Origin of the sequence: Brevibacterium permense (assembly GCF_025506275.1) — a bacterium.
Lineage (GTDB): Bacteria > Actinomycetota > Actinomycetes > Actinomycetales > Brevibacteriaceae > Brevibacterium > Brevibacterium permense_A.
On record NZ_QYCP01000085.1, the window covers coordinates 1 to 16,455 of the forward strand.

General features: G+C 61.3%; 16 protein-coding genes and 1 pseudogene. 7 read left to right on the top strand and 10 right to left on the bottom strand.

The window, feature by feature from the left end; genetic code table 11:
- Positions 1–511: pseudogene (locus tag D3I60_RS08275) on the top strand (hypothetical protein); the annotation flags it as partial.
- An 89-nt stretch (positions 512–600) separates the two neighbouring features.
- On the top strand, positions 601–1,836 hold the full coding sequence (locus D3I60_RS08280) for an NAD(P)/FAD-dependent oxidoreductase (RefSeq protein WP_262775659.1): 1,236 nt from the start codon (positions 601–603) through the stop codon (positions 1,834–1,836).
- Here D3I60_RS08280 and D3I60_RS08285 read toward each other — a convergent pair.
- On the bottom strand, positions 1,806–2,468 hold the full coding sequence (locus D3I60_RS08285) for a hypothetical protein (protein ID WP_262775660.1): 663 nt from the start codon (positions 2,466–2,468) through the stop codon (positions 1,806–1,808). The two genes, D3I60_RS08280 and D3I60_RS08285, sit on opposite strands and share 31 nt — an antisense overlap.
- A 104-nt stretch (positions 2,469–2,572) precedes the next feature.
- Here D3I60_RS08285 and D3I60_RS08290 point away from each other — a divergent pair, with 104 nt between their 5' ends.
- A complete protein-coding gene (locus D3I60_RS08290; RefSeq protein WP_262775661.1) occupies positions 2,573–3,289 on the top strand; it encodes a PIG-L deacetylase family protein in 717 nt (238 codons plus the stop codon).
- Positions 3,290–3,436: 147 nt separating this feature from the next.
- On the opposite strand, the gene tpx is transcribed toward D3I60_RS08290, so the two are convergent.
- The 7 genes from tpx to D3I60_RS08325 all read right to left on the bottom strand — a co-directional run bounded on the left by tpx (position 3,437) and on the right by D3I60_RS08325 (position 9,572).
- Entirely contained in the window at positions 3,437–3,937 is a 501-nt protein-coding gene (gene tpx / locus D3I60_RS08295) for a thiol peroxidase (protein WP_262775662.1), read from the bottom strand.
- Positions 3,938–4,076: 139 nt separating this feature from the next.
- Complete coding sequence (locus tag D3I60_RS08300; RefSeq protein ID WP_262775663.1) at positions 4,077–6,275, bottom strand: bifunctional metallophosphatase/5'-nucleotidase; 2,199 nt, start codon at positions 6,273–6,275, stop codon at positions 4,077–4,079.
- Positions 6,276–6,390: 115 nt separating this feature from the next.
- Positions 6,391–7,398: a DUF368 domain-containing protein gene (locus tag D3I60_RS08305; protein ID WP_262775664.1), complete on the bottom strand. Its 1,008-nt coding sequence runs from the start codon at positions 7,396–7,398 to the stop codon at positions 6,391–6,393.
- 44 nt (positions 7,399–7,442) lie between these two features.
- Positions 7,443–7,961: a DinB family protein gene (locus D3I60_RS08310; RefSeq protein WP_262775665.1), complete on the bottom strand. Its 519-nt coding sequence runs from the start codon at positions 7,959–7,961 to the stop codon at positions 7,443–7,445.
- 55 nt (positions 7,962–8,016) lie between these two features.
- Positions 8,017–8,388: a VOC family protein gene (locus D3I60_RS08315; RefSeq protein ID WP_262775666.1), complete on the bottom strand. Its 372-nt coding sequence runs from the start codon at positions 8,386–8,388 to the stop codon at positions 8,017–8,019.
- A gap of 107 nt (positions 8,389–8,495) precedes the next feature.
- Positions 8,496–9,314 carry a thioesterase family protein gene (locus D3I60_RS08320; RefSeq protein WP_262775667.1) on the bottom strand — a complete coding sequence of 273 codons (819 nt, stop codon included), beginning with the start codon at positions 9,312–9,314 and terminating at the stop codon, positions 8,496–8,498.
- 42 nt (positions 9,315–9,356) lie between these two features.
- Positions 9,357–9,572, bottom strand: coding sequence for a hypothetical protein (locus tag D3I60_RS08325; protein WP_262775668.1), 216 nt, complete (start codon positions 9,570–9,572; stop codon positions 9,357–9,359).
- Between the two features lie 84 nt (positions 9,573–9,656).
- Between D3I60_RS08325 and D3I60_RS08330 the strand changes: the two genes are divergently transcribed.
- A complete protein-coding gene (locus D3I60_RS08330) occupies positions 9,657–9,875 on the top strand; it encodes a hypothetical protein (RefSeq protein WP_262775669.1) in 219 nt (72 codons plus the stop codon).
- Between the two features lie 75 nt (positions 9,876–9,950).
- Here the strand turns inward: D3I60_RS08330 and D3I60_RS08335 are convergent, their stop codons facing one another.
- Both D3I60_RS08335 and D3I60_RS08340 read right to left on the bottom strand, forming a co-directional pair.
- The gene (locus D3I60_RS08335; RefSeq protein ID WP_262775670.1) at positions 9,951–12,218 is read right to left on the bottom strand and encodes a S1 family peptidase; all 2,268 of its coding nucleotides are present in this window, start codon (positions 12,216–12,218) and stop codon (positions 9,951–9,953) included.
- A gap of 266 nt (positions 12,219–12,484) precedes the next feature.
- Positions 12,485–14,383, bottom strand: coding sequence for a S1 family peptidase (locus tag D3I60_RS08340; protein ID WP_262775671.1), 1,899 nt, complete (start codon positions 14,381–14,383; stop codon positions 12,485–12,487).
- Positions 14,384–14,629: 246 nt separating this feature from the next.
- Here D3I60_RS08340 and D3I60_RS08345 point away from each other — a divergent pair, with 246 nt between their 5' ends.
- Genes D3I60_RS08345 through D3I60_RS08355 form a run of 3 tightly spaced genes read left to right on the top strand, consistent with a single transcriptional unit; the run spans position 14,630 to position 16,398 of the window.
- Complete coding sequence (locus tag D3I60_RS08345) at positions 14,630–15,109, top strand: META domain-containing protein (RefSeq protein WP_262775672.1); 480 nt, start codon at positions 14,630–14,632, stop codon at positions 15,107–15,109.
- Positions 15,106–15,426 (top strand): META domain-containing protein, encoded by a 321-nt coding sequence (locus D3I60_RS08350; RefSeq protein ID WP_262775673.1) that lies wholly within the window; start codon positions 15,106–15,108, stop codon positions 15,424–15,426. The genes D3I60_RS08345 and D3I60_RS08350 overlap by 4 nt, the downstream gene beginning before the upstream one ends.
- Positions 15,427–16,398: a DUF808 domain-containing protein gene (locus tag D3I60_RS08355; RefSeq protein WP_262775674.1), complete on the top strand. Its 972-nt coding sequence runs from the start codon at positions 15,427–15,429 to the stop codon at positions 16,396–16,398.
- The last annotated feature ends 57 nt before the right edge of the window (positions 16,399–16,455 follow it).

The window sequence follows — 16,455 nt, forward strand, 5'->3', positions numbered from 1 at the left end:
TATAAGAGACAGGCCCGCTCCCCCGACGCACATCCCGGAATCGCAGTTCCAGAATTTCGACATACCGGCTCCCACGATCTACGCCTGGCCGAAGGATTGGGCCGTCGTCGGCAAACCGGCCGCCTTCTGGACGGATAGCGACGTCAGCTATATCGACATGACCCTGCTGACCTACGCAGTCAAGGTAAAAGTCACGCCAGAACGATTCAACTGGGACTTCGGAGACGGCTCGGGCACGACCACTACTGCGAAGGGGGCGAAGCCCCTGCCCGGCGGCACACCCCAGATCGGACACGAATACCAAGAATCCGGCACAGTATCGGCGTCGATGACCGCGACATTCAGCGGAGAATTCTCGGTCGACGGCGGGCCCTGGCTCCCTATCGACGGATTCGCTCACGTCGCCAGCAACGACATCGGCATTGAGGTCTACCGCTACCACCGCTACCTTGTCGACGAAGACTGCTACTCAAATCCCCGCGGGCCGGATTGTGCCCAATCTGTCCGATGACGCCGTGACATTCTCATTCGGAAAGGCTCAGTCATCGGTCGGCCATGATCAGTGAGCCCTTGACGAGAGAAACCTGAAACAATGGCCCCATGGTGTGCCGAATCAACGAGCTCCTGATCGACTCTCATTGGCCTATCGTCATCATCGGTGCGGGCCAGGCCGGACTGTCCGCAGCACATTACCTGTGGCGCGACGGCCTCGCACCGGGCAAAGACTTCATCATTCTCGATGCCGGAGACGGCCCCGGTGGTGCCTGGCGAGAACGGTGGGACTCGTTGACCCTGGGCACCACCAACCACATCTCCGACCTGCCTGGGTTTCCTCTCGGACGTCCCGACCCGAACATCCCCGCCTCGGAAGTCGTGTCTGACTATTACTCCCGCTTCGAACGCGAACTCGAACTCTGCGTCATCCGCCCGGCTGAAGTGGACACCGTCCGTTCCGAAGGACCCGGACAGGGACGGTTCACCATCACCGCCACCATCGACGGTGAACACGTGACGCTTTCCAGCAACTACCTCATCAACGCAACCGGCACGTGGACCCAGCCTTACGTCCCCTTCGTCCCCGGCATCGCGGAGTTCGAGGGCCACCAGCTGCATACCGTGAACTTCCGTGACGTCGAGGACTTCCGGGGACTGCGCACGCTCGTCGTCGGCGGCGGAATCTCCGCCACGCAGTTTCTCCTCGAACTCGCCGAAGTGACCGACACTCTTTGGGCCACACGCCGTCCCCCGAACTTCACGTCCAGGGAATTCGACGGCCGATGGGGACTTGAGGTCGAACGAGCCGTTCGCGAACGAACTCTGTCCGGTCTAGCCCCAGCCAGCGTTGTCCGCACGACTGGCCTGCCGATCCGCAGAGAGTTCCGGGACGGAATCGACTCGGGAGTTCTGGTATCTCGAGGCATGTTCGACCGCATCCTTCCCCACGGCGTTCACTTCCCCGGACTCGGCGACACCGAGCTTCCGGCCACGTCGGAAGGCTTGGGCCCTTCGGCCAGCGACTACCTGGCAGTGCCCGAATCATGGGCGCCGTTCGACGAACCCCGTGTCGAAGAGGTCGACGTGATCTTCTGGAACACCGGGTTCCGAGCAGCACTCAAACACCTTGCGCCGCTGCGCCTGCGCACACCGGATGGCGGAATCTCCATGGAAACCGAGGTCGCGGTCAAAGACGATCCGCGGCTGTTCCTCGTCGGCTACGGATCCGCCAGTTCCACGGTCGGCGCGACCAGGGCCGGAAGGATAGCGGCCCGAGAACTGCTCAAACGCATGTCTGACAGTCGGCAGCCTCAGCGCAGGTCTGGGGCTTTGAGCACCTGATCGCCAAAGCGAACCGTCGGCAGAATCTGTCGGAACTGTTCTTGAGCCTCGGTGTCATCGGCTTGCGCGAGCATGTCGACGCTGACCTTGAAAAGCCTGCCATCGACGGATATTCCGGCAACGGCACCGAAGATCACTGAGTGCTCTTTGTCGACAGCTCGCATGTCATCGGGTGCCAGTGCACCGTGGAAGACCCAGTACTCTCCACCGCTGAGTGATCCGGTGGACTCACTGGTCTTGGACGACCCCGAGGTGCTGAACATTCTCTCCCGCGCCTTGCCCACCAATTCTTGAGGAGACGATTCGTCGTCATCGATGCAGTTGACAGTGATGATCGCGCCTGATTCGGCTTCGTAGAGCCGATAGCCGTCGTAGCCGGACCCATCCGCCCAATCGGCGCCCAAGGCCAATCTGACTTCGACGGGGCATTGCCCACCCAGGTCGACAGTGGTCTCGCTCATCCCGTCGGGAATCGTCGGGCCGGTTGCCGTCGGCGAATGTGACTGTCCGTCGCCGATTCCCACATTCGCTGGCTTGGATCCTGCATCTTCGGAGCTGCTGACCCGGAATGCCGAACATCCACTGAGAGTCAGCCCCAAGGCCAGCGTCACCGCTACGAGTGGTCTGTTCATCATCGTCTGCCTTCACTCGATCGGGAGGTCCTCCACATCGTACCCAATCATCTGGTCGTCCCCGGTCTCTGGCGCAAGCATCAACTGCCGCCTAGCCTGGACTCATGACTGAGATCCCGCTTTTCGATGACTCCGCTATCAACCGAGTGCTCTGCGTGGTCGCCCACCCTGACGATATGGAATACGGGGGTTCGGCAGCCGTGTCGAAATGGACCGATGAGGGCAAAGAAATCGCCTATCTTCTGCTCACCCGAGGAGAAGCAGGAATCCGGGACATGAGCCCGGAGGAAGTGGCACCGCTACGAGCCGAGGAACAGCGTCGGGCATGCAATATCGTCGGCGTCGACGATCTGGAGATCCTCGACTTCCCGGATGGTCTGCTGGAACCCACGCACGAGCTGCGTCGGGCAATCGCGCGGAAGATCCGCGCGTTCCGCCCGAATGCGGTTGTCGTGACCACCTTCGACCTCCAAATGCAGTGGGGGCTCAATCATGTCGACCACCGCCATGCCGGAGTTGCCACCGTCGACGCAATTCGCGATGCGGACAATCCCTGGGTCTTCACCGATCTCAAGGATGAGGGACTTGAAACGTGGAAGGCAGATCGGCTGCTCATCAATGGCGCCCAGCCCACTCACGCCGTGGCGCTTACCGCGGAGCACGTCGACCGTGGTGTGCGATCGCTTGAGGCACACAAGGTCTATTTGGACGCCCTCGGCGATCATCCGGCGCCGAAGGATATGATCCCCGGCATCGCCACGAGCGGTGGAGAACTCGCCGGCGTCGACTATGCCCTGCCGATCACAGTCGTCGATATGTGAGCACTTAGCCAATTGCTCCTCGTCAGCAGCCGGCGCTCCGAACCACTTCGACCGGCACGCTGCTGATATAGAACAACCGGGCGGGACGCGTGTGCGTCCCGCCCGGTTCGTACTTCGCGGGTCTGCCATCGGCCCGCGGAGAGAAGATCAGGCTCCCAGAGCTTCGATTGCCGAATCGTAGTCGGGTTCGGTGGTGATCTCGTCAACGAGCTGCGTGTACGTCACAGTGCCCTTCTCGTCGAGGACGACGACGGACCGGGCAAGCAGACCAGCGAGCGGACCGTCGACCATGGTCACACCGAAATCCTTGCCGAACGAGCTGCGGAACCCCGATGCCGTCACGACGTTCTCGATGCCTTCGGCGCCGCAGAAGCGAGCCTGGGCGAACGGAAGGTCGTTGGACACGCAGAGGACGGTGGTGTTCTCCAGGCCGGAGGCAAGTTCGTTGAACTTGCGCACCGAGGCGGCGCAGACTCCCGTATCGAGGCTGGGGAAGATGTTGAGCACGACGCGCTTGCCCGAATTGTCCTGTGAGTTCACATCACCGAGGTCGGCGCCGACGAGGCTGAATGCCGGGGCCTGTTCGCCCTTAGCGGGCAGTTCGCCGACGGTCTTGACCGGAGATCCCTGAAATGCTGTGTTGGCCATGCTTGTCTCTCTCCTTCTTCAGAGCTGACTACTGTCACTCTCACTCTACGTGAGACTGCGCCGAGGGGAACCTGATGAACGCGGAGCGGTCATTCGACCGCCTCTCGGACCGTGACTCCCACCGGTGGCCGACAGCCGCTCAGCGACGACGGCGACGTGAGACGACCACCAAAGCACCACCGAGAGCGATTATCGCGGCAGCGATGCCGATGCTTGTGGCAACCTCGAGGCCTGTCCGCGGCAGATTGGCTCCGCCGCCGGCGCCGGCAGCCGAGTCATCTGCTTCGGCACCATCAGAGTTGCCGTCCATTGCGCCACCGTCGGAGGCGCCGTTCGTCGAATCATCGTCCTCGGCTGGTGCTCCTCCGACGTTGTCCTCTCCATCAGAGCTTCCGGAACTCCCGGAACCCGCGCAGTCGGAGGCCCCACCGGAATCGGACTCGCCACCGGCAGACGCATTCGCGCCTGCCTCGGCAGTGGCTTCGCCGGAGCTGTCGGAATCCTCGGCGCCATTGGAACCATCATCGTCTCCGCCTGGTGCACGGCTGCTGGTCACGACTTGCCAGTTCTCGTCGAAGAAGTCGGCGGGGTCGACGATCTGCTTCTCCTCTGCCCAGTCGATGAGTGCCTGACGCACCTCGACCTGTTCGTTGTAGACCTCTTTGAGCCCGTCGACGGGATAGCCGCCTCCACCGGACTGGCGATAGTTGTTGATGGCGAGAATGAACCGGTCATCGTCTCCGATTTCGCTGCCGTCAGACTGCGTGAGGTTCTCGATCCTCTCCCCGGTCGGTTTGGAGACATTGATGTCGTAGTCGATTCCGGCCAGAGCATCGTAGTTGTAGTCCGGGATCGGAGATTCTGAGACTTCGTCGATCGCGTTCGTGCCGTCGACCGGGTCGAACTCGGCGCCGTCCTCGGTCTGTTTGAAATAGCGTGCCGAGAATTCGAGGTAGTCGCGCAGTTGAGCACCGTTGATCTCGACACCGGCAAGAGTGTTGTCGTAGACGTAGAGTCCAGCCACATCGCGGATCGTGATGTCGCCGGCCGGGAACTCTGCGGTGCGGCTGAAGGGTGATGCCTGCGAGATCACGGGAAGTTCGGCATAGTCCGTTCCCTTCAGCCCTTCTTCAACCGTCTCGGTCTGGACGTGGGAGATGAAGTCGAGAATTGCCGAGTCTTCATAGTAGGAGGTCTTCGCCGATAGTGTTTCGGTGACCGATCCGATCTTCGTGTTCACGTAGTCGATCGTGGCCTGGTGCTGCTCATCGACGAGGTCTTTGACCTCCTGGTCCTCAGCGACCTCCCCTTGTGTGGCAAGAGCGTCTGCGTGCGGCGCGGTCTCGCCCCAGTCCACGTGGTGGGTGTCAAGGTTGATCGGCAGTCCCACCTCAGATACCGACCGTGCCCAATAGTTCGGTTGGGTGATGAGCACCTGGGTGCCGTCGTCACGGGTCACGACCTGACTGGGTTCGTTCTGATGAGTATGGCCGGCGACGAGGACATCAACTCCGGGCACTTTCGCTACCGAGGTGCTGACGTTCTCCTGCAGCTGGTCCGGATCCCAGCTCTGTCCCTTAGGATCCTTGCCAGAGTGAGACAGTACGACGATGACGTCTGCGCCCTGCTGTTTCATCTCGGGCACGTACTTCTGTGCCGTCTCGACTGGATCGTCGAAGTGCACCTTCCCGGACAGGTTGTTCTTGTCCCAGATGCGGCTGCCGGGAGTGGTCACGCCGAGAACACCGACGGTGATCGTCTCACCATCGACCTGCTTGTCGACCATCGCATACGGGTCCAAATGGGTCTGTCCGTCGGCATCGTCGACGACATTGGCTCCGAGCAGAGGAAAGTCGACCTGGTCGCGATAGGTGGCCAGCAGATCGAGGCCATAGTTGAATTCGTGGTTGCCGACGACCTGTGCGTCGTATCCCAGGTGGTTAAAGGTCTTGGCCAGAGGGTGAGTTTGGCCACTCGTCGTGATCGGCTCCTGTTTAGCGAAGTAGTAGGCCAATGGATTGCCTTGGATCGTGTCACCGTTGTCGACGAGTAGCACGGAATCGGCACCTTTGTCCTCGCGCACACCCTTGATGAGAGTCGAGGCCCGGGATATACCCAGCTCCTCCCCGGCCGGGTAGGGCTTGTTCGCGAAGTAGTCCCAGTTGAGCACGTTGCCGTGAACGTCGGTAGTCGCCAACAGAGTCAGTTCTCCGGTCGTCGCCGCCTGAGAGTCGGCAGGGGCATCGGCACCGCCGAGGCCGGTCGCGGAGGCGGCCGCGGGGGCGGTGACGATGAGAGCGAGGGCCAGTGTGGACGAGGTCAGGGGGCGCAGACGCATGAGTCTCCAGAGAACTGGTCAAAGAGGGTGAAAGTGATCCAACTCTCTTACCCTAGTGGGCGCTGATCGTATTCTGAATGGATCTTGAGAGAAATTTGTACAAACTCTCTTGCGTTCACACTGTGGTGGAATCGGCTCCATCAGCCTCATCCTTCGCGGACGCAAATTTCGCCTCGACGATGATGAGGATGACGACGACGGCCGCGCCGAGGACCGCAAGTAAAATCGGACCGAGTACCGGATCGACGGGGGCCAGCAGGCCGCCCGCTCCGTGTTGTTCGCCGTCGGCGCCCACCTCCGCAGGTGACTGCCACGGCCAGAGCGCGCGGAGGGAACCGAACATCAGACCTGCCATGACGATGAGGGTCCACCACCGGTGATTGTGCAGGAAGTATTTGAGGATGTTGACGAAGACCGCCAGGCCGAGGATCGCGCCGAGCATGAATATTCCGAGGTACCCGAAATCGCGCGAGTCGACGGCCCGCAGCGTGGTCGAGTACATGCCCACTGCCAGCAGGAAGAACGATCCGGACACTCCTGGAACGACGAGTGCGCAGATGGCGATCGAGGCGACGAAGAAGACGGCGATGAGCGGTGGATTCTCCACGTCTGCCCCACCTGCCAGACTCGTCATCCAGAATGCAAGAACAGCGGCGACGATGAACGCCAGAACGCCGAGGAGCACCGGCTGCCGTAAGGAACGGGCCGGCAACATCCTCAACGGCACCGCTATGCTGGCGGCGACAAGACCGAAGAACAGACCCCGGGAGAGTTCGGGGTTGCTGGTGACGAAGCCTTCCATGACACCGGCGATGGTGAACACTGCCGCGCCCATGCCCAACAGAACAGGGATGACGAGGAACCAGTCGGTGCGCCGCAGTTCCGCCAGTGCCCCCGCGGCACGGTTCGGTCCCGTCACGAGGGTCTTCGCGGCCGAAACGACGTGAGATGCGGAGTCGATGAGCTGGTCGTACACTCCGGTGACCAAGGCGATGGTTCCGCCGGAGACCCCGGGCACGAGTTCGGCGCTGCCGATGAGGAAGCCCCGGATCAGGTCGAGCGGGAGGAGCGCTTTGGATCTCTTCGGCGCAGTGTCGGTATCGGTCGGCGGGGAGTTCGTCATACCTTCCAGCCTATTTGATCCACCGCGTGAAGATGAGTCGCGACTCAGTCGCCGATCTCACCGTCGATGTCTTCGCGCAGGATGTCCGCATGACCTGCGTGCCGTGCGTACTCTTCGATGAGATGGATGAGGATCCATCGGACGTTGAACTTCTCTCCGTCACGATCTCCTCGTGCGGTGAGTGTGTCGAGGTCGACCACCTCGGCGAGGATTTCACGGGACTTCTGACAGGCCTGCTCGTGGTCATCCAGGAGCTCGTCCGCGGTCATCCCTGACGCCGACTCGAAATCCCAATCGCGGTCGCTGTTCCAGTCGACGCTCGACCACGGCTCCCCCAGTTCTCTGCCCTGCAGGACTTCGGCGAACCAGCTCTCCTCGACGAGTGTGAGATGGCGGAGGATGCCGCCGATCGTCAGAGACGATGAGGCCACGGTGTGGTTGAGCTGCTCGGGCGTCAGCCCGTCGACCTTGCGTCTGACCACCTGCCGGAAGTAGTCGACGAATTCTTCGAGCCCGCGACGTTCGTTCGGGGCGTTGCTCGGATCGGTCAATGGCAGGTTCATGCTGAGCCTCTCTGATCATGCAGACGGCCTGATGTTCGAACCAGGCGGGTGAGGCTCAGTCTAGTTTTCGCCGACCGACGTCGAAGAGATTTCCTTCGGGATCTTTCAGAGTCGTCCATTCGATCCCATATTCATCGAAAGACGCGAGCTTATGTGCGCCCAAGGAGACTGCGCGGTCGACGTCCGCCGGATAGTGCGGATCGTCGAGGTCGATGTGCAGCGGGTTCTTCCCCTCTGCGCGTTCGTCGACTTTGAGGAAGAGCATTCCCGGGGTCGGTGACTCGCTGTTGTGGACTCCCCCGATGCTCGCAACGAACTCGTTGGCGCCGGGATCGATGTCGGCACCGAGGAGATCCGCCCAAAAGATCGATTGGGCTTCCACATCGAGGCAGTCGAAAGTGATGCTCAAAGATGCCAGCGACGCCATGAGCGCGGTCCTTTCGCAGTCGGATAGGTATTGACCCGACTCTAGAGCACCCCACCGACATGACAAGTCGAAAGCGTCATCGTCGGTTATCCGCCGTCATCGTCGCGTCAACCGCGGGGCTGGCGCGCCAACTGCCGCGACTGAGCGACGAGGCGACCGGTCGAGTCCCATAGTTCGCAGTCCTCTTCGAACATTCCGCCGGCGATGTTCCGAGTGGACAGTCGCGCGCTGATCCAGCCGGGGGCGGGCAGGGCGCGGACATGTGCGGTCAGTTCCATCGTCGGCGCCCAGTTGAAGCCACCGAGGTCGAACATCACCGGCGGAAACGAGTCGAGGAAAGTCAGCAATGACAGGGGGTCCGGGTCGGTCCCGTCGATGAACCGAATCCAACCTTGCAGCACTCCGCGACCGCTGGGTTTGCCGACCGCGAATCCTGCGGTGGCCGGGTCGAGGCGCATATCGAACCGTTCGATGAGCGGCGCCGCCTTCGTGAAGTCCTCGCTGGCTTCGGCGACACCGACGCACTCTTCCGGAGGGGGCAGCTGGGGCGGCGTGGCTGTCGTGCCGACATCGTCGGGAAGCTCGCCGAGGTTGCCCATAGTGGCCATCGCCGAGATCGTCGGTGCCCCGTTCTGGGAGAGTTCGATGCCGTAGCTCGCCGTCGATCTACCTTCGCGCAGTGTGCGCGTGGTGATGTCGACCGGACCTTCTCTGCTCGGTCCGAGATAGAAGGTGGAGATGACGAGGGGGTCCGGGGTGTTCGGGTTGACGGCCCGCAGGGATTGTCCGGCGACTCCGAGGAGGTAACCTCCGTTGATCGCCCCGGCGACTTTCCAGCCGGCGTCGAGTTCGGCGGTGAAGCTGTGATCGCCTTGACGGGTGACTCCGGTGGCCTGTGAGAACTCACTGACGGTCGATTGACTCATATCACATACAGTACCAACAACTGAACGAACGCCCAGCCAGATTCAATGCCGACCAGACTGTCGTTCGTTGCCGTGGCGATAGTTTCCAGTCGCCCGTGCCAACAGCTGCTGGTCGGTGTCGTCATCTCGGCCGAGCTTGGGGATGAGCGCGGCAGCCTTCTTTCCGCCGAGTTCCATGACGGTGCGGCCGCCTCGGCGAATGAGGAGAATGCCGGCTTTGGTGACCTGGTAGTCGAATGGATCGTCTTCAAGGCTCATGCCTAAGCTCCTTTGTCGGTCGCATCTTGGCGCTTTCATCTCTGCATTGAGTTCCTGTGAGCGCTCACCGATTAGCCTAAGCGCATGAGTGTGAAGCTGACCCGGGTCGATCCACATGGCTGCGACGATGATCATCTTATTGATTTCTACACCACGGAAGAGTTCCCTTTCCACGCCAGGCGGTCTGGCTGGTCGGAAGAAGAAGTACGCCAACGGATTGCGGACGGCCATTTCATCAGCGAGGAGACCGGCATGTTCTGGCTCGTCCACAGCGAGCGTGGCCGGATCGATATCGTCCGATGACATGAAAGTGCCCCTGGTCTGATGACCAGGGGCACTTTCTCTCACTCGGTCAACGATTGACTGTCAGAGTGTGTTTCAGTTGTTCTTCTTGCGACGCATGGTCAGAACAACAGCGGCTCCACCGACGAGGAGCAGTCCGGCTCCGGCGGCCAGGCCGGTCAGCTCGGCACCGGTGCGAGGCAGATCAGATCCGCCGCCGTCACCGTTTCCATCATCGTTGCCATTGTCGTCACCATCGTCGCCGCCGCCGTTCCCGTCTTCGTCGGCAACAACCTGGAAGGAGCCGGTGAGGGCTTCTTCGTCTTCGGTGTCGTTTGCGCCGGTGACCTCGAGGTCGTACTTACCGAGGTAAGCCTCGGGGTTCGAGGCGCTGGTGCCGTAGATCGAGAATCCGACGACTCCGTCAGCGTTAGCGGTCTCTTCGAGGGTGATGCCCTCGACGTTTTCAGGACCAGCAACAACTTCGAGGGTGACGTTCTCGCCCTCTTCGAAGCCTTCAGCGGTGATCTGAACGCCCTTGTCTTCCTTCACGAAGTCCGAAGCAGCGATCTCCTTCGGTTCGATGGTCAGCTTGCGCTCGGCCTCTGCAGCCTGGACAGTCACCGTGAAGTTAGTGGCTTCCGAGGTCTGACCGTTAGCTGTGACCGTGGCGGAGTAGGAGTATTCGCCAGCTTCAGCAGGAGCCTCGGTGGAGAAGTTTCCGTCAGCATCGGTCTTGACCGTGACGCTGCCCTCAGCCGGTGCGGCCTGAGCCTGAGCGGACCCCGCCTGGGCATCGCCAGCCGGCTTCCAGGTCAGCTTGACGTCAGCGTTCGGAGCAGCCTTGCCAGTGATCTTTCCGCCTTCAGCGACGGTCTGGTCTCCGACCTTGGGAGCTTCAGGCTTCTCGTCACCGTCAGCGTCGGAATCGGAATCGGCCTTGTCATCCTTGCCGTCTGCGGCAGCGGAAGCATCGGCGTTGTCACCATCGGCGGCAGCGGAAGCATCGGCGTTGTCACCATCGGCGGCAGCGGAAGCGTCTGCTTCCTTGCCGTCTGCATCAGCCGAAGCTTCAGCGTCGTCGCCTTCTGCAGCGGACGAAGCGTCAGCTTCCTTGGCATCTGCATCAGCGCTATCAGAAGCGTTTGCGTCGTCGCCCTCGGCGGCAGCGGAGGCGTCCGCGTCCTTACCGTCCGCGGCGGCGGATGCATCTGCATCCGTGCCGTCGGCAGCAGCCGAAGCGTCAGCTTCTGCCTCGTCATCACCCGGAGGCTCTTCGTTAGGATCAGTGAACGAGATCGACTGTCCGGACTTCTCGAGCGAGTAGTCGAGGTCGGCTACCCAGCTGAAGTCGATCTCCTGACCGTTCTCGTCCTCTGCAGGACCGCCACCGGAGATGACGCCGACTGCAGTGTCTCCCTGGAAGACGCCGCCACCGGAATCGCCGGGTGCGGAGAACGGCTTACCGGACGGTGCCTTGACACCGAAACCGTGGACGAAGCGTCCGCTGACATTGACGAAGTCGAACTGCTCGTTGTAGGCAGTCCACGTCTCGTTCTCAGTCAGTCCGGTGGTTCGGCCGGCTTTCTGAACGGTACCTTCGCTGTGAGCGCCGACCTTGGTGATATCGGTAGCGAGCTTCGCAGCCAGATCGTCGTCGCCGGCGGTCGACCAGTCAGTCACACCTGTCTTGACGTTGTACTTCGAACCATCAACGTTGATGACCGCGAAATCGATATCGTCGTCCTTGGGCTGAGCGCTTGAGCCCGGAGGAACCAGCTCGCCGCCGAACTTGTGGTAACCCCAGCTGCCGATGACACCGAGTCCGGTCTGCTTGAATCCGTCTCCACCGACCGCAGGAGCAGTGGAAGGCTGTTCGGTCTCGTCGACCGTCGTGTCGCCTTCGAATTCCCCGCTCTGCTCGTTGATGATCTTCGCGCAGTGACCAGCGGTGAGCACGATCGGCTTTCCATCAGCATCCCAACCAGAGAATCCGGTTGAGCAGGCTCCGCCGCTCTCGCCGGCTTTGACGAGATAACCTGCACCGCCGACCAAGTCGTTGCCGGCATAGGCCTTCAGCTCTTTGACTCCCTCAACGACCTTGACGTTCGAGAAATCCTGCTCAAGCGTCTTGGTTGTCTTGTCGGCCTTTTCAACACCGATGGTGAGCTTGCCGTTCTTGGCGCCGTATGCATTGACACCGGACGCCTTGTCCAGAGTCTTCTGCACAGCCGCTTCGCTCTGCACATTCAGCTTCTGCGGACCGTTGTCAGCGACGGCCGGAGAAGCAGCGAACGCTCCGCCCAGGCCGAGCGCCGTTGCCGCTGTGAGCGCCAGCGAACTCTGTACGAGTTTCTTCTGCATAAGTTGTTGTCTCTCTGTTCTGAGGGATCAATGTCACAAGTTGATGACCTAAGTCACGATAAGATTACGGGCCGCACTCATGGACTACCAAAAAAGTAGGTTCAAACCTGTGAACTTAATGAACGAAACAGCAGGAGACGTACAATGCGCCTTGCGTCCAACCGACAGTGCACGCCGGCCATGAATAGACGATGCCCCCGGTCAGAAGACCGAGGGCATCGTCAATGAGCTTTCAACCGACCGTCAGACGGTCAGTATCACTGCACTCAGTTGTTGTTCTTGCGACGCATGGTCAGAACAACCGCGGTTCCGCCCACGAGGAGCAGTCCGGCTCCGGCAGCGAGGCCGGTCAGCTCGGCACCGGTGCGAGGCAGATCAGAGCCTCCGTCACCGTTTCCGTCATCGTCATTTCCGTCGTCATCGCCGCCGGATCCGCCACCGGAGCCGTCTTCGTCAGCGACAACTTCGAACGAACCGGTCAGTGCCGACTCGTCCTCGGTGTCGTTGGCACCCGTGACCTCGACATCGTACTTGCCGAGGTAGGCCTCGGGATTCTCGGCGCTAGTTCCGTAGATCGAGAAGGCGGCAGCGCCATTCTCGTTCGCGGTCTCATCCAGCTCGATGCCTTCGACGCCTTCGGGTCCATTGGCAACCTCGAGGGTCACCTTCTCGCCCTCTTCGAAGCCCTTGACCGTGATCGTCACGCCCTTGTCTTCCTTCACGAAGTCGGACGCGGCGATCTGCTCGGGGTCAACGCTGATCTCACGCTCGACGGGAGCAGGGGTCTCGGACTCGTCCTTCTCAACGGTCACGTCGAAGTCGGTCGTCTTGGACTTCTGTCCGTCGACGATCGCGGTCGCAGTGTAGTTGTAGTCGCCTTCAGCCTTGGGACCTTCGACGGAGAAGTTTCCATCTTTGTCGGCCGTAACGGTCTCAGAACCGTTCTCGGCAGCCTGGGCACCTTCAGCGGCTTTCCACTTGACCTCGACCTCCGCGCCGGCCTCGGCCTTGCCCTTGACCTTGCCTTCGGGCTCGATGGTCTGATCTTCGGCCTTCGGAGCGGCAGGTGCCTCAGGGGTCTCCTCGCCCGGCTTCTCGAGGTTGAAGTCAGTGCCGGATTCCTCGAGCGAGTGATCCAGGTCGGCAACCCAGGTGAACGAGGTGTTCGCATCGAGATCGCCGCCACCGGAGATGACACCGACAGCAGTGCTGCCCTGGTAGACGCCGCCACCGGAGTCGCCCGGCTGCGAGAAGGGCTTGTCGATCGGAGCGGTCACGCCGAAGCCATGGACCCAACGGCCGCCGACGTTCTGGTAGTCGAAGTCGTACTCCGACCGGGGCAGAACTTCGCCGTCGGTCTTACCGGTGGTACGACCGGACTTGCTGATCGCGCCGTCCTTGTGCGCACCGACCTCGGTGATCTCGGTGGTCGACTTGGCCAGATCGTCCGAATCGGCGGTGGACCAGTCGGTGATGCCGTTCTTGACGTTGTACTTCGACTCGTCGACATTGATGACTGCGAAATCGATGTCGGACTCGCTGGGCTCAGGCCACTTGTTCTGGTCGGCGCCTTCGAGGAGGTCGCCGCCGAAGTTGTGGAAGCCCCACTTGCCGATAACGCCGTTGCCGGAGGCCTGGAAGCCTTCGCCGCCGTTGGCCTCGGAGATCGAGGGCTTCTCGGTCTGATCGACAGTGGTGTCGCCGTCGAACTCATTGGTCTGCTCGTTGATGATCTTCGAGCAGTGACCGGCGGTCAGGACGACGGGCTTGCCGTCTCCATCCCAGCCGGAGAAGCCGGTCGAGCAGGCTCCGCCGCTCTCGCCGGCCTTGACCAGGTAGCCGGCACCGCCGACGAGATCATTCTTCGCGTAGGGCTTCAGTTCCTTGACGCCCTCGGTGACCTTGATGTTCTGGTACTTCTCTTCGAGCTTCTTGATCTCGTCGGTCTTCTTGGCAACGCCGATGCTGAGCTCGCCGCCGTCTGTGCCGTAGGCGTTGACTCCTTCGATACCGGAAAGTGCCTTCTGGACGTGAGCTTCACTCTGGAGGTCCAGCTTCTGCGGGGCGTTGTCAGCCATCGCCGGTGAGGCGACGAGCGCGCCGCTCAGGCTCAGCGCCGCAGCGGCGCTGATCGCCAGTGAACTCTGCACGAGTTTCTTCTGCATAAGGTTGATTCCCTTGATCGTTGTCGATGCTTCGATTGCCCGACCCCGTCAACAGGCTTCGCCGCGACTCGGCGGTTCATGCTTCCGGTGTCAGATTTCCAACCGTGTGAAAGGTTACGGTTTGATCACGACGCAATGCAAGAACCATCAATGTCGCGGGTGAACACAACTTACAGAAGTCGGACTACACAAGCTGTCCTGTGTTCTTCCAGGTCGCTCGAAAACGGTGCCGTTATGATCAGGGACATGCCGAACCACACAAAGCTTCGCCCCTCAGCCGCCGTAAGACCCGCCTCGAGGCTCGCGCTCGGACTCGCGGCCCTTGCTCTCACTCTGCCGCTGGCAGCCTGTGACACCGGCAACGACCCACGAAATCCCAGCTCTCCCTCCCCCACCGAGTCCAGCGAAACCACGTCTCCCAGCGACGACGCTTCCAAGCTCGATCCCACCGGAAAGTGGACCTCACCGGAGAAGGGCGACCCGTTCCTCGAATTCGCTGACGACGGCTCACTCAAAGGCTCTGACGGCTGCAACGCGATCGTCACCAGCTGGAAGGTCAAAGGCGACGAGATCGCCATCGACTCATTCATGTCGACCCAGAAGGCATGCGCCGGCGTCGACACCTGGCTGAGCAAAGCCTCAACGGCGACTATCGAAGGCGATGTCATGAAGGTCAAGGACAGCAACGGGAAAGTCATCGGCGGACTGGAGAAGGAAGACAAATGACACAGGAACTCATCGGCCGCTGGACGGCCGAGACGAACGAGCGGGCCTTCCTGGAGTTCTCCGAGGACGGCTCACTACGCGGCAGCGACGGCGCCAACAGCCTTGTGACCTCATGGTCGGCCGAGCCCGAAGGTTTGATGATCAAATCATCGCTCATGACGCTCAAGGCCGCTCCCGGAATGGTCACCTGGGTTCCTAAAGCCAGGAGGGTCGAACCCGACGGCGACCGACTGCAGCTCTTCGATGCTGCGGACAATCACCTCGGTGATCTTCATCGTCAGCCGCCTGGCCCCACGCTCAAGCTGGGCAGTCGTTAGATGGCCGGGGGTCTGATCGCACTCCTTGACGACGTCGCCGCGCTCGTCAAACTCTCGGCCGCCAGCCTCGACGACGTCGCCGCAGGTGCGTCACGTGCCAGTGCCAAAGCCGCGGGCGTCGTCATCGACGATGCCGCGGTGACGCCGAAGTTCGTCGAAGGAGTGGACCCCAAACGCGAGCTTCCGATCATCCAGCGCATCGCTTTGGGATCGCTGTTCAACAAGCTCGTCATCATCCTCCCGGTCATTCTGCTGCTCAGCCAGTTTCTGCCTTGGCTCCTCACCCCACTGCTCATGATCGGCGGCACCTACCTCTGCTATGAGGGTGCCGAGAAGGTCTTCGAGAAGTTCGGGTGGATCGCCCATCACGAGAAGAAGACCCCGGCCTCAGAGCAGACGACTGATAGCAAGGCGGCAGAGAAGAAAGTCGTGCGATCGGCCATCACCACCGATTTCGTCCTCAGCTGCGAGATCATGGTCATCGCCCTCAACGAGGTGGCCGCCGAGTCCCTGACCAGCCGTGCCGTCATCCTCGCCGTCGTCGGCGTCGCGATCACTGTCGGCGTCTACGGTGTCGTCGCACTCATCGTGAAGATGGATGACATCGGTCTGCACATGGCGAAGAAGGATTCGCCCGGGCAACAGAAGTTCGGACGGTTTCTCGTCGAGGCCATGCCGAAGCTGCTCGCACTGCTCTCCGTCGTGGGCACCTTCGCCATGCTGTGGGTCGGAGGCCACATCATCCTCGTCGGCACCGATGAGCTCGGCTTCCACGCCCTCTACGGCTTCGTCCACCACCTCGAAGAGCCCGTCGCCGCGATCGCGCTCATCGGCGGCTTCCTAGGATGGCTCGTCAACACCTTCTTCTCCCTCATCCTCGGTGCGATCTGGGGAGGCATCGTCGTCGGCGTGATCTTCGGAGTCAAGGCACTCGTGAAGAAGGATGATACAAAGGACACCACTGCCACATAAGCTGAGGCAACGTCCATCATCACCTGCGAACCCTCTCGGCAAGATCGGGCAGCCGTC